Genomic DNA, 12,811 nt, shown 5'->3' with positions numbered 1-12,811 from the left:
AAGATGGCTAAAGAACAACAAGTTCAAGCGAATGATTTGCAAGAAAAGCTAATCGCTGTTAACCGTGTATCTAAGACGGTTAAAGGTGGTCGAATCATGAGCTTTACTGCACTGACTGTAGTTGGTGACGGTAACGGTCGTGTAGGTTTCGGTTACGGCAAAGCTCGTGAAGTACCTGCAGCGATCCAAAAAGCAATGGAAAAAGCGCGTCGTAACATGACTACGATCGCTCTGAACGAAGGCACTCTTCACCACCCAGTGAAAGGTCGCCACTCGGGCTCTAAAGTTTACATGCAGCCTGCTGCAGAAGGTACTGGTGTTATCGCAGGTGGTGCGATGCGTGCAGTACTAGAAGTTGCTGGTGTACATAACGTACTGTCTAAAGCGTACGGTTCTACTAACCCAATCAACATCGTTCGTGCAACGATCGATGCTCTGGGTAGCATGAAGTCACCAGAAATGGTTGCTGCTAAACGTGGTCTAACTGTTGAAGCTATTTCGGAGTAAGAACCATGGCAACTATTAAAGTAACTCAAACTAAAAGCTCAATTGGTCGCCTGCCTAAGCACAAAGCTACTTTGCGCGGTCTAGGCCTTCGTAAAATCAACCACACAGTAGAACTTGAAGATACTCCGTGCGTGCGCGGCATGATCAACAAGGTTTACTACATGGTTAAAGTTGAGGAGTAATCAGAATGCGTTTGAATACTCTATCACCTGCTGCTGGATCTAAACCTTCTAAGAAGCGTCTAGGTCGCGGTATTGGTTCTGGCCTTGGTAAAACTGGTGGCCGCGGCCACAAAGGTCAAAAGTCACGTTCTGGCGGTAAAGTTCGTCCAGGTTTTGAAGGCGGTCAAATGCCTCTGAAACAACGTCTGCCTAAGTTCGGCTTCACTTCTCGTAAGAGCCTAGTGTCTGCTGAAGTTCGTCTAGCTGAGCTGGCGAAAGTTACAGGTGACGTGGTTGATCTGAACAGCCTGAAAGCTGCTAACATCGTTACTAAGAACATCGAATTCGTTAAAGTTGTTCTTTCTGGCGAAATCAACAAAGCAGTGACTGTTAAAGGTCTACGCGTGACTAAAGGCGCTAAAGCTGCAATCGAAGCTGCAGGCGGTAAAATCGAGGAATAATCTCGAGGAACGAGGTACAGATGGCTAAGAAACCAGGACAAGATTTTCGTAGTGCTAAGAGCGGCTTGAGTGAGCTGAAGTCGCGCTTACTATTCGTAATAGGTGCACTTTTAGTATTCCGAGCGGGCTCTTTCGTGCCGATTCCTGGTATTGACGCAGCTGTACTTGCCGATTTGTTCGAACAGCAAAAAGGCACCATCGTTGAAATGTTTAACATGTTCTCCGGTGGTGCTCTTGAGCGTGCATCTATCTTGGCACTGGGCATCATGCCGTATATTTCGGCGTCGATTGTTGTCCAGTTGCTGACTGTAGTTCATCCAGCGTTAGCGGAACTCAAGAAAGAGGGTGAAGCAGGCCGTCGTAAGATCAGCCAATATACACGCTACGGCACGCTTGTACTTGCAACATTCCAGGCAATAGGTATCGCAACTGGCCTACCAAACATGGTCGACAATCTGGTTGTTATCAACCAAACCATGTTTACGCTAATTGCAACCGTAAGTTTAGTAACCGGCACCATGTTCCTGATGTGGTTAGGTGAACAAATTACAGAGCGTGGAATTGGTAACGGTATTTCGTTACTGATCTTTGCAGGTATTGTTGCTGGATTGCCAAAAGCAATCGGTCAAACAATTGAGCAAGCGCGTCAAGGTGAATTGCATGTACTTCTTCTGCTGTTGATTGCTGTACTGGCTTTTGCGGTTATTTACTTTGTTGTTTTCATGGAACGTGGTCAGCGTCGTATCGTCGTGAACTACGCGAAGCGTCAACAAGGTCGCAAAGTATTTGCTGCACAAAGCACTCACTTGCCACTGAAAATTAACATGGCAGGTGTCATTCCAGCGATTTTTGCATCAAGCATTATCCTGTTCCCAGGAACACTGGCTCAGTGGTTCGGTCAGAACGGTGAGAGCAGCACATTCGGTTGGTTAACTGATGTGTCTTTGGCTCTAAGCCCGGGTCAACCTCTGTATGTCATGCTTTATGCAACAGCGATTATTTTCTTCTGTTTCTTCTACACGGCGTTGGTTTTCAACCCGCGTGAAACAGCAGATAACCTGAAGAAGTCCGGTGCATTCGTACCCGGTATCCGCCCAGGTGAACAGACAGCGAAATACATTGATAAAGTAATGACACGTCTTACCCTAGTTGGTGCACTGTACATTACCTTTATCTGTCTGATTCCAGAGTTTATGATGGTCGCGTGGAACGTACGTTTCTACTTCGGCGGTACTTCACTACTTATCGTAGTGGTAGTAATCATGGACTTTATGGCACAGGTACAGACTCATCTGATGTCACAACAGTATGATTCTGTGTTGAAGAAGGCAAATCTGAAAGGCTACGGCCGTTAATTCAGATTTCATTTACGGAGTTTAGCAATGAAAGTTCGTGCTTCCGTTAAAAAAATCTGCCGTAACTGTAAAGTAATCAAGCGTAACGGTGTTGTTCGCGTAATTTGCAGTGAGCCAAAGCACAAGCAGCGCCAAGGCTAATTGAGCAGAAATTTTTACTTGAAATATAAGGTAGTGTCGAGTATATTCCTCGGCCTACCTTTTGCGTGCAAAAGAAGTAGTATCCCGCAGCGTATCCTCTACGGGCTTTGCTGCGGCTAATTCTTTTATAGAAACACTTAGGAGTGAATAATGGCCCGTATTGCAGGCATTAACATTCCTGATCAGAAACATGCTGTTATCGCATTAACTGCGATCTACGGCATCGGTAAAACTCGCTCTCAAGCTATCCTAGCTGAAGTGGGTATTGCTGAAAATGTTAAGATCAGTGAACTAACTGAAGAGCAGATCGATCAACTGCGTGATGGTGTAGCTAAGTACACTGTAGAAGGTGATCTACGTCGTGAAGTATCTATGAACATCAAGCGTCTTATGGACCTTGGCTGTTACCGTGGTCTTCGTCATCGTCGCAGTCTACCACTACGTGGACAGCGTACTAAAACCAACGCTCGCACCCGTAAGGGTCCGCGTAAGCCGATCAAGAAATAATCGGGAAGGTAGAGTACAATGGCTAAACAACCAACTCGCGCTCGTAAGCGCGTACGCAAGCAAGTTGCAGATGGCGTTGCGCACATCCATGCTTCTTTCAACAACACAATCGTAACTATCACTGACCGTCAAGGTAACGCTCTTGCATGGGCGACTGCAGGTGGTTCAGGTTTCCGTGGTTCTCGTAAATCTACTCCATTCGCTGCACAGGTTGCTGCTGAGCGTTGTGCTGAAATGGCTAAAGAGTACGGTCTAAAGAACTTGGAAGTTATGGTTAAGGGTCCAGGTCCAGGTCGTGAATCTACTGTTCGCGCACTGAACGCTGCTGGTTTCCGCATCACAAACATCGTTGATGCTACACCAATCCCTCATAACGGTTGTCGTCCACCTAAGAAACGTCGCGTATAACGTTTCTGGGAAGATTGGAGAAAGATCATGGCAAGATATTTGGGTCCTAAGCTGAAGCTTAGCCGTCGCGAAGGCACTGACTTGTTCCTTAAGTCAGGTGTACGCGCGATCGATACCAAGTGTAAAATTGATAACGCACCAGGTGTACACGGCGCTCGTCGCGGTCGTCTATCTGAGTATGGCGTTCAGCTTCGTGAGAAGCAAAAAGTACGTCGCATGTACGGCGTTCTAGAAAAACAATTCCGTAACTACTACAAAGAAGCTGCTCGTCTGAAGGGCAACACAGGTGAAAACCTGCTTCAGCTTCTTGAAGGTCGTCTTGATAACGTAGTTTACCGCATGGGCTTTGGCGCAACTCGCGCAGAAGCACGTCAGCTGGTTAGCCACAAAGCTATCCTGGTTAACGGTAAAGTTGTAAACGTTCCTTCTTTCAAAGTTGCGGCAAACGACGTTGTTTCTATCCGCGAGAAAGCGAAAAAGCAAGCTCGTGTTAAAGCGGCTCTGGAAGTTGCAGAACAACGCGAAAAACCAACTTGGATTGAAGTAGATGCTGGTAATATGGAAGGTACTTTCAAGCGTATGCCTGAACGTTCTGACCTGTCTGCTGACATCAACGAACAATTGATCGTCGAGCTTTACTCTAAGTAAGGTTTAAACTAAAGAGAGGACACAATGCAGGGTTCTGTAACAGAATTTCTTAAGCCACGTCTTGTTGACATCGAACAGATCAGCACGACTCACGCAAAAGTAACTCTTGAGCCGTTAGAGCGTGGTTTTGGCCATACTCTGGGTAATGCACTTCGCCGTATTCTTCTGTCTTCTATGCCGGGTTGTGCGGTAACAGAAGTAGAGATTGAAGGCGTACTACACGAGTACAGCACTAAAGAAGGCGTTCAGGAAGATATCTTAGAGATACTTCTTAACCTGAAAGGTCTGGCTGTTCGCGTTGCCGAAGGCAAAGATGAAGTGTTCATTACACTAAACAAATCAGGCTCGGGCCCTGTGGTTGCAGGTGACATCACCCATGATGGTGATGTAGAGATCGCAAACCCTGAACACGTTATTTGTCACCTAACGGATGACAACGCTGAAATCGCTATGCGCATTAAAGTGGAACGTGGTCGTGGTTATGTTCCGGCTTCTGCTCGTATCCATACTGAAGAAGATGAGCGTCCTATCGGTCGTTTGCTTGTTGATGCTACTTACAGCCCAGTAGACAAAATTGCCTACTCTGTTGAAGCAGCACGTGTTGAGCAGCGCACTGACCTGGACAAGCTTGTTATCGATATGGAAACGAACGGTACTCTTGAACCTGAGGAAGCAATCCGTCGTGCAGCAACAATCCTTGCTGAACAACTGGATGCATTCGTAGATCTGCGTGATGTACGAGTTCCTGAGGAGAAAGAAGAGAAGCCAGAGTTCGATCCGATCCTACTGCGTCCTGTAGACGATCTTGAACTAACAGTTCGCTCTGCTAACTGTCTGAAAGCAGAAGCGATTCACTACATCGGTGATCTTGTACAGCGTACTGAGGTTGAGCTACTTAAAACGCCTAACCTGGGTAAAAAATCTCTTACTGAGATTAAAGACGTACTTGCATCACGTGGTCTGTCACTGGGCATGCGCCTAGAAAACTGGCCACCAGCATCTATCGCTGAAGATTAATCGATACTAGTTAGAAGGATTAGGTCATGCGCCATCGTAAGAGTGGTCGTCAACTCAACCGCAACAGCTCACATCGTAAAGCGATGTTTAGCAACATGGCTAGCTCTCTAGTACGTCATGAAGTTATCAAGACTACTTTGCCAAAAGCAAAAGAGCTACGTCGCGTAGTTGAGCCTTTGATTACACTAGCTAAGACTGACAGCGTTGCTAACCGTCGTCTGGCATTTGCACGTACTCGTGACAACGAAGTAGTTGCGAAACTATTTAACGAACTAGGTCCACGTTTTGCTGCTCGTCAGGGCGGTTACACTCGTATCCTAAAAGCTGGCTTCCGTGCTGGCGACAAAGCTCCAATGGCTTACATTGAGCTTGTAGATCGCCCAGAAGTTGCAGAAGCAGCTGCTGAGTAATCAGAGTTCGTAAGAACACAAAGCCGGGCAATCGCCCGGCTTTTTGTTTATTTGGCCTTTGGCTCCGCTCAGAATTGCCAGATTTTCTCAAGCTGAGTCAGCAGCGTTGCCGATGCCCCTTTGTGCTGTAAGTACTCCAGTATCAAAGGCGCGAAGACCTCCGCCATGGCACTGTCCAACCCCTCATTGACAAAGACCTCTGCGACCTTTAACCGATAGGTGTCGCGAGCGTAATACGCTTCTTCTAAATCCAGGCTGGGTAACAAGTGATTCAATTCATCAAGCTGCTTCAGATCCAGTTGCTGGCTGGCCTGTAATAGCAGTGCAATACTGCCCATTGCGGCCTGACGATTGGTCAGGGGGAGATGTGAGCGCAGTTCGGTCAATAACCCATGCTCTTCGCGGTTTTGCAGATTGCGGGCGATGAGTTCATCCAGTTCATCCGCAGCGGGCGTACTCATCGGGCCGAGCAGACTGAGGGCGGACAGGATGATGAGGTAGGTTTTTTTCACAGACACTTCCCTTCACACAATAAAAAACGGCGCCGTGGCGCCGTTTCATCATAATTGAAGTAATGAGATTACAGGATGTCCAGTAGCTCAACTTCAAAGACAAGTGCTGCAAACGGTGGGATTGCTGCACCAGCACCACGTTCACCGTAAGCCAGATCCTGAGGAATGTACAGTTTCCACTTCGAGCCAACAGGCATCAGTTGCAGTGCTTCTACCCAACCTTTGATCACGCCAGTTACTGGGAATTCAGCTGGTTGGCCACGTGATACCGAGCTGTCGAAAACAGTACCGTCGGTCAGTTCACCGTGGTAGTGCACGCGAACTTGCTTGTCTGCTGTTGGGATTTCACCGTTACCTTCAGTCAGGACTTCATATTGCAGACCTGATTCCAGTACCGTCACTTCTGAACGCAGAGCGTTGTCCTTCAGGAACGCTTCACCGTCTGCCGCCGCTGCTTTCGCCGCTTCCTGACGAGCTGCTTCGGCGCGTGTGTGCATTTCTTGCAGTGCCTGGTTGATATCATCGATTTCAATCGCTGGCATCTCGCCAACCAGAGCTGTCGCAATACCGGCGGCGATTGCATCAACGTTCAGGCCTTCCAGACCGCTGCCAGCCAGTTGCTGACCCATTTGTAGACCGATGCCGTAGCTTGCTTTTTGCTCGACAGTTTCAAATTTAACTTCAGACATGAATGTCGCTCTTTTTTCGCTTGAGAATGAACCTGACAGGATACCAGCATTAGATCGAGGATCAAATCCCGCAGTGGTCAAAGGGGCAGCAATCGGAAACAGTGTGATGATTCTCTTACTCCGGTAGAAAACTGGTAAGATTTTGCGAAGGTATGACGTAGGAATCTCAATATGCCTATACTAGTCGGCTGACTTTTTTTACACTGTGCACATAGGATTTAGGAGGCGGATAAGCAATGAATCGTCGCAAGAGAAAGCAACCGAAAACGGACTATGTCGCGCTGGCGAAAGAAAAATGGTCTCAGATTGACTGGCACGCTTATCTGCAAAAAATCAATCTGAAACAGATCGATTGGCAACAATGGAATCGACAGCGGCTGAGCGCCTGCTGGCAGCGTTTGCCTAAGTTACATCAACGGGCGCTGATGGTATTGGTGCCTGTGGTGCTGATCTTAATGCTGGTGCCGGTTCCCGAGCCTAAGCCGCAAACTGAACCGGAAAGTCAGCGTATCGAACTGAATATCAATACCACCGGTTTGAGTGAGCAGAGCGGACAGACGGCATCTGATGCGGCGCGTCAGGACGCCGCCAAGCGTACAAGCGGTGAAATCTGGAAAGAGTACACGGTCAAAAAGGGCGACACTCTGGCACAGGTCTTTCGCAATATTGGTTTGCCGATGGCTGACTTGAATGCACTGGTGCAGGTTGAAGGCAGCGATAAGCCGCTCAGTCAGATCAAAGTGGGTCAGTTGATCCGCTTTAAACTCGAAGCCGATGGCCAGTTGGACATGCTGCAACTGGAAAAATCATCCGGTGCGGTGATGTTTTTCCGTCTGTCTAGCGGTGGGTTTGGCCGCAGTAAATAACCTTGGCCGGCGAATGCCATTGCGCAGCAGGCGCAGTGGCATCAATGGCAACACAATCAAAGCAATTCCCAGTAGTGTGATCCCATCCAGCCGTTCCGCAAACCACACCCAGCCGATGACGGCGACAAAAATCAATCCAGAATATTCGGCCAGCGCAATGTGATTCGCTGGTGCACGCTGATACGCCATCACGGCCAGGCCATTGTACGTCAGTACAAAAGCGGCACTGGCGGCCACCAAGATCAAGGCGTCAACTGAAAGTGGTTGCCACTGCACCCAGGCCAGCAGCGCGGCACTGGGCAGCGACAGCAGGCTGGTCCAGAACAAGGTGGTGATGACGGGTTGATCGGCGGGGAGCTTTCGTACCAGTACGTTGAACAGCGCCAAGGTCGTGGCGGTGCCAAGCGCAAACAGCGCCGCCCAGTGAAATTGCGATGGACGCAGGACCACCAGTACGCCGATAAAGCCGAACACGGTTGCCAGCACTTTACCCAGCCCGGGACGTTCGTTGAGGAGCCAGATTGATAATGGCAGCATCAGCAGCGGCGCTGCGTAAAAGACCGCGTTGGCGGTCGCCAGGGTCATGTGGGTAATCGCCACCATCATGCAACCGCTGCCAATCAAGATCAAATGGGCGCGGATCAGCGTGACGCCCACTTGCTGTAACCGTCGCTGTGCACGTGGCTGACGCCACCACAATGGGGCGATGAGCAGCACGGCGAACAACTGGCGGACGAACATATACTGCAGTGGTGAGATACTGCCTTCGAGCAGTTTGACCATCACATCGGACAACGATGCAGCCAGATTACCGAAGATAAGCAGCCCCAGAGCCAGGGCGGTCGGTGTACGCCCCAAGATCTTAACCTGCTCGCTTCATGTCAATATGGGGAATGCCGTCTTCCAGATAGGTCTCGGAGGTGCGGGCAAACCCGTATTGCTGATAGAAGCTTTGTAAATGCTCTTGGGCACCTATTTCAATCGCTTCGCCCGGCCACAATTGTGCGCAGTGTGTGAGGGCTTGTTGCAGCAGTTGATGGCCCAGTCCGTGGCCACGTGCATTGGCGGCAGTGGCAACCCGGCCAATACTGATGCTCGGATAACTGATGCCAGCGGGCAGTAGCCGTGCGCAGGCAACGAGTTGATCGTCAAAGTAGCCGAGCAGGTGGTGAACTCCTGGCTGGCGGTCTTTACCATCCAGTTCGGGATAGGGGCAGGTTTGCTCGACGACAAATACGTCGACGCGCAGTTGCAGCAGCTGATAGAGCTGCTCAGTCGTGAGTTGGGAAAACGTCAGGCAGTGCCAGGTGATCATGGCGGGTACTCAATTATTCATCATGCGTCGACTGTAGCAAGTGGTGCCTGCGTCGGCATTAACAATTGTTAACTACCGGCGCGTTTTTTTATCCGGCTCAGGCTGATAGGAGTAATGCCCAGATACGCGGCGATTTGGTAGTCGTTCAAGCGGGCGAGCAGGTTCGGGTAATGGACGCAAAACAGGCGATACCGCTCTTCCGGAGTGTACAACAGCATAAAGCGTTCTTTATTTTCTTTGTACATCAGCTGAGTTTCCAGCAGTTTGAGATAGATGGAGTGTTTCTCTGCGCGCCAGCGAAGCAGCGTGGCCAACGGCAGACACATCAGCTCGCTGGGCGTCAGCGTTTCCAGCAAGTAAGGTGACGGAGCATCCTGGATCAGGCTTTCAAAGCCGATCAGCCAGTCGTTCTCCCAATAGAATTCTTTGCTGTACTGACGGCCATTTTCAGTCAGGTAACTGGCATGACACACGCCACTCAGCAGAAAGTAAATCTCGTTGGCGCGTTCGCCCTGATTGACCAGAATATGGCGGGTGGGCAGTTCAAGCAATGAAGCGCTGAGTTGCAACTGGTCAATTTCCTCAGCGGTGAAGTGATGCTGTTGCAACTGGTGGCGAAACGCGTGAGTCATGATGGATTCTCCGATAACAAAACAGCCACAGAGTGTGCTCTGTGGCTGTTTAATCTACCCAACTTGGCGCTATTTTTGTAGATCCAACTGATAAACCGCAAAGCCGTTGTCGTCCTTGCCAATACGCCTCATCGGAGACTGGCCTTTTGCTTGAATAAACTGTGCCGCTTTGTCGCTGGGTGAAGTTTCAAAGCGAATATCGAGTTTCTGCGTACTGTGGATCGGAGCAAATGACCAGTTGTTATCGGCATTGGGTGTCACTTCGCCCTGTTCTTTGCTGACCCGGGAGATGTAGTCTGCCACGACACTGCGGTTCTCATCCGGCGCATCGAACGCCACGTACTGGCTGCCGGTGCCCGGAAGCTTATTGCTGTACGCGCGGTAGTTATTGGTCGCGATCAGGAAGGTCTGCTGAGGATCCAATGCTTTGCCCTGGTAGCTCAGACCGACAATACGCTGCGAGTCGGGGTGGATCAGCTGGCAGTCTCCGTCGTAACGAGCGGGCTGGGTGACGTCAATCTGATACGAGACGCCGTCCATAACGTCAAAATTGTAGGTACGGAAACCGTCCCAGTTGATCAGGCTCTGAGGCTGGCTGCTGTTGACGTCAATCTGGTTGAACTGGCCCGCACTGCACTCCAGCCACTCTTTGACTTGCTGACCGGTGACTTTCATCGTGACCAGGGTGTTGGGATAGAGGTAGAGATCGGCGGCGTTGCGGAAAGTAAGCTGACCGGCTTCCACTTCGGTAAAGTTAGCCGGATCATTTTTACGTCCACCGACTTTAAACGGAGCGGCAGCAGACAGTACCGGCAGACCATCTAAGTCTGGGTCGCCTTGAATAAAGCGTTCGACATAATCTTTCTGCGCCAGGTTGACGATTTGCACCGTCGGATCATCTTGTACCAGCGCCAGGTAACTGTACATCACATCACTGGCCTGACCGATCGGCTGGTTGACGAAGGTACGTGTACCGTCGTGATCCGCTTGCAACGCTCTGACGATGCCCGGATCGGCGCTTGCCAGCGAGGTGTTGCTGGTTTTGTCGAAAATCGGCCGGGCCTGAGACTGACCGGCGACCACCTGCCACTGATTGCCTTTCTGTTTCAGCGTCAAATCCATCACACCGACATGGCTGCCCCAGCGCCCCGGCATCACCGCGGTCACGCCGTTGATGGTGCCTTGCTGAAGATCGGCACCCGGCAGGGACGCAAAATCCTTGCTCGGGAACACCGCGTGCGAGTGACCAAACGCAATGGCGTCAATACCGGCGACCTGAGTCAGGTAGTAAACCGAGTTTTCCGCGCCCACTTTGTACGGATCCGAAGAGACACCCGAGTGTGGGATGGCCACGATCACGTCGGCGCCCTGAGCTCGCATTTCCGGCACCAGCTTTTCTGCGGTGGCTTTAATATCTTGTGCGACCACTTTGCCATCGAGGTTTTTCTTATCCCACACTAGGATCTGCGGTGGCACAAAACCGATGTAACCCACTTTCACCTGATGCGCTTGGCCATCGGTGTCTTTAAAGGTGTGAGTTTTGATCAGATACGGCGTGAAGGCATGCTCACCGGATTTGGCGTCATACACATTGGCATTGACGTACGGGAAGTTAGCATCATTGAGCGACTCTTTGAGAAAGTCTAAGCCATAGTTAAATTCATGATTACCGATGTTACCCACATCGTACCCCAATAGGTTCATGGCTTTGTACACCGGGTGCACTTCACCTGGCTGGAGCCCTTTGGCCGCCATGTAATCGCCCATCGGACTGCCCTGGATCAGGTCACCGTTGTCAACCAATACGCTATTGGTCACTTCGGCCCGTGCCTGTTTGACCAAGGTTGCGGCGCGGGACAGACCGATTTTTGGTGACGGCTGATCTTTGTAGTAGTCGTAATCCATCACATTGGTATGGATATCCGTGGTTTCGATAATGCGCAGTTTGATGGTGTCTGCCATTGCCGGGCCGGCTAAGGTCAGCATACCGCCTAAAACAGCGGCGGTGATCGGTTTGATTGCCAGGTGCATGTTGCGTGAGCTCCACTGAATGAAGAAAGAAACCCGTTTAATGTAACAAATTGCTGTGAAACCTGAATGACGGCTTACTGAAAAATGTGACCGGGTGGTATGACGATGGCGGTATTTGTTCTGCATCTCTCAGAAATTGGTCGGAAATTGGCGAACTTATCGACAAAAGTTAATTTGCTTATCAGTTATTCGAATAAAAAATGAAATTTTAGAATTTCAGGTAATAACAGCGCAGCGCCATAATGCTTGCATCAATCGGAAACGGAATGCAGATATGGCGGATAAGGACATCGTTTCACCACTTCCCGTTAAGGGACCGCGTTTAGTACGTAACAGCGTGTTGCCCTCTTCACTGGTGAAACGTCAGCTACAGCCAGGCGAAGTTGCCCTGGTCGGTGCCGGGCCCGGAGACGCCGAGCTGTTGACGGTCAAAGCACTCAACTGCCTGCAACAAGCCGATGTGGTGTTGTATGACTACCTGGTTTCGGACGAGATCATGGCGTTGGTACCGGATGACACAATTTTGGTGTGTGTCGGTAAACGCGCGGGTCATCACAGTGTGCCGCAGGAAAAAACCAATCAGCTGTTGGTCGACTTTGCTCGTCAGGGCCACCGGGTTGTGCGTATCAAAGGCGGCGATCCGTTTGTGTTCGGCCGTGGCGGTGAAGAGCTGGAAGTGCTGTTTGAAGCTGGGATTGCCTTTCAGGTGGTTCCGGGAATCACCGCGGCAGCAGGCGCAACGGCGTACGCCGGCATTCCACTGACACACCGTGATTACGCCCAATCGGCGATGTTCATCACCGGACACCTTAAGGCGGAGAGTGATGACATGGACTGGTCAACGCTGGCCCGGGGGCAGCAGACACTGGTGATCTATATGGGTTTGATGAAATCCAGCTATATCCAGCAACAATTACTCGCGCACGGACGGGGAGCGGACACGCCGATTGCCATCATTGAACGCGGCACGCAAGCGTGTCAGCAAGTATTCAGAGGTCAGTTGTCGCAACTGGCGCAACTGGCGCAGGGCGCCGAGTCCCCATCACTGATTGTGGTGGGGGAAGTCGTGGGGTTGGCCGATAAGCTCAGCTGGTTCGGCACCGCCACTCAACCTCAGGCGCAACTGAATTTCGCCTAATTAACACCGCCTG

18 protein-coding genes are annotated in these 12,811 nt (G+C 50.5%); 12 read left to right on the top strand and 6 right to left on the bottom strand.

Going from position 1 to position 12,811, the window contains the following annotated elements; translation table 11 throughout:
- Nucleotides 1-3 precede the first annotated feature (3 nt).
- The 10 genes from rpsE to rplQ all read left to right on the top strand — a co-directional run bounded on the left by rpsE (nucleotide 4) and on the right by rplQ (nucleotide 5,615).
- The gene (gene rpsE, locus VPR01S_RS06280; protein WP_005435090.1) at nucleotides 4-507 is read left to right on the top strand and encodes a 30S ribosomal protein S5; all 504 of its coding nucleotides are present in this window, start codon (nucleotides 4-6) and stop codon (nucleotides 505-507) included.
- Nucleotides 508-512: 5 nt separating this feature from the next.
- A complete protein-coding gene (gene rpmD / locus VPR01S_RS06275; protein ID WP_000201159.1) occupies nucleotides 513-689 on the top strand; it encodes a 50S ribosomal protein L30 in 177 nt (58 codons plus the stop codon).
- A 5-nt stretch (nucleotides 690-694) separates the two neighbouring features.
- A complete protein-coding gene (gene rplO, locus VPR01S_RS06270; RefSeq protein ID WP_021704464.1) occupies nucleotides 695-1,129 on the top strand; it encodes a 50S ribosomal protein L15 in 435 nt (144 codons plus the stop codon).
- 20 nt (nucleotides 1,130-1,149) lie between these two features.
- Nucleotides 1,150-2,484: a preprotein translocase subunit SecY gene (gene secY, locus VPR01S_RS06265; protein WP_021704463.1), complete on the top strand. Its 1,335-nt coding sequence runs from the start codon at nucleotides 1,150-1,152 to the stop codon at nucleotides 2,482-2,484.
- A gap of 27 nt (nucleotides 2,485-2,511) precedes the next feature.
- A complete protein-coding gene (gene rpmJ / locus VPR01S_RS06260; RefSeq protein ID WP_000868186.1) occupies nucleotides 2,512-2,625 on the top strand; it encodes a 50S ribosomal protein L36 in 114 nt (37 codons plus the stop codon).
- 150 nt (nucleotides 2,626-2,775) lie between these two features.
- Complete coding sequence (gene rpsM / locus VPR01S_RS06255) at nucleotides 2,776-3,132, top strand: 30S ribosomal protein S13 (protein ID WP_005383154.1); 357 nt, start codon at nucleotides 2,776-2,778, stop codon at nucleotides 3,130-3,132.
- An 18-nt stretch (nucleotides 3,133-3,150) separates the two neighbouring features.
- Entirely contained in the window at nucleotides 3,151-3,540 is a 390-nt protein-coding gene (gene rpsK / locus VPR01S_RS06250) for a 30S ribosomal protein S11 (protein ID WP_001118870.1), read from the top strand.
- A 27-nt stretch (nucleotides 3,541-3,567) separates the two neighbouring features.
- Nucleotides 3,568-4,188 (top strand): 30S ribosomal protein S4, encoded by a 621-nt coding sequence (gene rpsD, locus VPR01S_RS06245; RefSeq protein WP_021704462.1) that lies wholly within the window; start codon nucleotides 3,568-3,570, stop codon nucleotides 4,186-4,188.
- A 24-nt stretch (nucleotides 4,189-4,212) separates the two neighbouring features.
- Nucleotides 4,213-5,205, top strand: a complete 993-nt coding sequence (locus tag VPR01S_RS06240) for a DNA-directed RNA polymerase subunit alpha (RefSeq protein ID WP_021704461.1) — start codon at nucleotides 4,213-4,215, stop codon at nucleotides 5,203-5,205.
- Between the two features lie 26 nt (nucleotides 5,206-5,231).
- On the top strand, nucleotides 5,232-5,615 hold the full coding sequence (rplQ, locus tag VPR01S_RS06235) for a 50S ribosomal protein L17 (RefSeq protein ID WP_021704460.1): 384 nt from the start codon (nucleotides 5,232-5,234) through the stop codon (nucleotides 5,613-5,615).
- Between the two features lie 68 nt (nucleotides 5,616-5,683).
- On the opposite strand, the gene VPR01S_RS06230 is transcribed toward rplQ, so the two are convergent.
- Together VPR01S_RS06230 and bamJ are read right to left on the bottom strand one after the other, a co-directional pair.
- Entirely contained in the window at nucleotides 5,684-6,127 is a 444-nt protein-coding gene (locus VPR01S_RS06230) for a DUF2780 domain-containing protein (RefSeq protein ID WP_021704459.1), read from the bottom strand.
- 68 nt (nucleotides 6,128-6,195) lie between these two features.
- Entirely contained in the window at nucleotides 6,196-6,816 is a 621-nt protein-coding gene (gene bamJ, locus VPR01S_RS06225; protein WP_021704458.1) for a BamJ family beta-barrel-assembly machinery protein, read from the bottom strand.
- Between the two features lie 236 nt (nucleotides 6,817-7,052).
- Here bamJ and VPR01S_RS06220 point away from each other — a divergent pair, with 236 nt between their 5' ends.
- Nucleotides 7,053-7,682 carry a LysM-like peptidoglycan-binding domain-containing protein gene (locus VPR01S_RS06220; RefSeq protein WP_021704457.1) on the top strand — a complete coding sequence of 210 codons (630 nt, stop codon included), beginning with the start codon at nucleotides 7,053-7,055 and terminating at the stop codon, nucleotides 7,680-7,682.
- Here the strand turns inward: VPR01S_RS06220 and VPR01S_RS06215 are convergent.
- The 4 genes from VPR01S_RS06215 to cpdB form a co-directional block, all read right to left on the bottom strand.
- Nucleotides 7,623-8,543: a DMT family transporter gene (locus VPR01S_RS06215; protein ID WP_040902310.1), complete on the bottom strand. Its 921-nt coding sequence runs from the start codon at nucleotides 8,541-8,543 to the stop codon at nucleotides 7,623-7,625. The genes VPR01S_RS06220 and VPR01S_RS06215 overlap by 60 nt on opposite strands.
- A 1-nt stretch (nucleotide 8,544) precedes the next feature.
- The gene (locus VPR01S_RS06210) at nucleotides 8,545-8,997 is read right to left on the bottom strand and encodes a GNAT family N-acetyltransferase (protein WP_021704455.1); all 453 of its coding nucleotides are present in this window, start codon (nucleotides 8,995-8,997) and stop codon (nucleotides 8,545-8,547) included.
- Nucleotides 8,998-9,065: 68 nt separating this feature from the next.
- Complete coding sequence (locus VPR01S_RS06205; protein ID WP_021704454.1) at nucleotides 9,066-9,629, bottom strand: Crp/Fnr family transcriptional regulator; 564 nt, start codon at nucleotides 9,627-9,629, stop codon at nucleotides 9,066-9,068.
- A 69-nt stretch (nucleotides 9,630-9,698) separates the two neighbouring features.
- Entirely contained in the window at nucleotides 9,699-11,660 is a 1,962-nt protein-coding gene (gene cpdB / locus VPR01S_RS06200) for a 2',3'-cyclic-nucleotide 2'-phosphodiesterase (protein ID WP_021704453.1), read from the bottom strand.
- Nucleotides 11,661-11,934: 274 nt separating this feature from the next.
- Between cpdB and cobA the strand changes: the two genes are divergently transcribed.
- Complete coding sequence (gene cobA / locus VPR01S_RS06195) at nucleotides 11,935-12,798, top strand: uroporphyrinogen-III C-methyltransferase (protein WP_021704452.1); 864 nt, start codon at nucleotides 11,935-11,937, stop codon at nucleotides 12,796-12,798.
- Nucleotides 12,799-12,811 lie beyond the last annotated feature (13 nt).

This window comes from Vibrio proteolyticus NBRC 13287 (assembly GCF_000467125.1).
Taxonomy (GTDB): Bacteria; Pseudomonadota; Gammaproteobacteria; order Enterobacterales; family Vibrionaceae; genus Vibrio; species Vibrio proteolyticus.
The sequence above is the reverse complement of the archived record's forward strand: the minus strand, read 5'-3'. Positions and strand labels throughout refer to the sequence as shown.

Bases quoted from the DNA above. Each gene is read 5' to 3' on its own strand.
- secY (WP_021704463.1), top strand. From the start codon at position 1,150: ATGGCTAAGAAACCAGGACAAGATTTTCGTAGTGCTAAGAGCGGCTTG.
- rpmD (WP_000201159.1), top strand. From the start codon at position 513: ATGGCAACTATTAAAGTAACTCAAACTAAAAGCTCAATTGGTCGCCTG.
- cobA (WP_021704452.1), top strand. From the start codon at position 11,935: ATGGCGGATAAGGACATCGTTTCACCACTTCCCGTTAAGGGACCGCGT.
- bamJ (WP_021704458.1), bottom strand. From the start codon at position 6,816: ATGTCTGAAGTTAAATTTGAAACTGTCGAGCAAAAAGCAAGCTACGGC.
- cpdB (WP_021704453.1), bottom strand. From the start codon at position 11,660: ATGCACCTGGCAATCAAACCGATCACCGCCGCTGTTTTAGGCGGTATG.
- rpsM (WP_005383154.1), top strand. From the start codon at position 2,776: ATGGCCCGTATTGCAGGCATTAACATTCCTGATCAGAAACATGCTGTT.
- rpsE (WP_005435090.1), top strand. From the start codon at position 4: ATGGCTAAAGAACAACAAGTTCAAGCGAATGATTTGCAAGAAAAGCTA.
- VPR01S_RS06220 (WP_021704457.1), top strand. From the start codon at position 7,053: ATGAATCGTCGCAAGAGAAAGCAACCGAAAACGGACTATGTCGCGCTG.
- VPR01S_RS06240 (WP_021704461.1), top strand. From the start codon at position 4,213: ATGCAGGGTTCTGTAACAGAATTTCTTAAGCCACGTCTTGTTGACATC.
- VPR01S_RS06210 (WP_021704455.1), bottom strand. From the start codon at position 8,997: ATGATCACCTGGCACTGCCTGACGTTTTCCCAACTCACGACTGAGCAG.
- rplO (WP_021704464.1), top strand. From the start codon at position 695: ATGCGTTTGAATACTCTATCACCTGCTGCTGGATCTAAACCTTCTAAG.
- VPR01S_RS06205 (WP_021704454.1), bottom strand. From the start codon at position 9,629: ATGACTCACGCGTTTCGCCACCAGTTGCAACAGCATCACTTCACCGCT.
- rplQ (WP_021704460.1), top strand. From the start codon at position 5,232: ATGCGCCATCGTAAGAGTGGTCGTCAACTCAACCGCAACAGCTCACAT.
- rpsD (WP_021704462.1), top strand. From the start codon at position 3,568: ATGGCAAGATATTTGGGTCCTAAGCTGAAGCTTAGCCGTCGCGAAGGC.
- rpmJ (WP_000868186.1), top strand. From the start codon at position 2,512: ATGAAAGTTCGTGCTTCCGTTAAAAAAATCTGCCGTAACTGTAAAGTA.
- rpsK (WP_001118870.1), top strand. From the start codon at position 3,151: ATGGCTAAACAACCAACTCGCGCTCGTAAGCGCGTACGCAAGCAAGTT.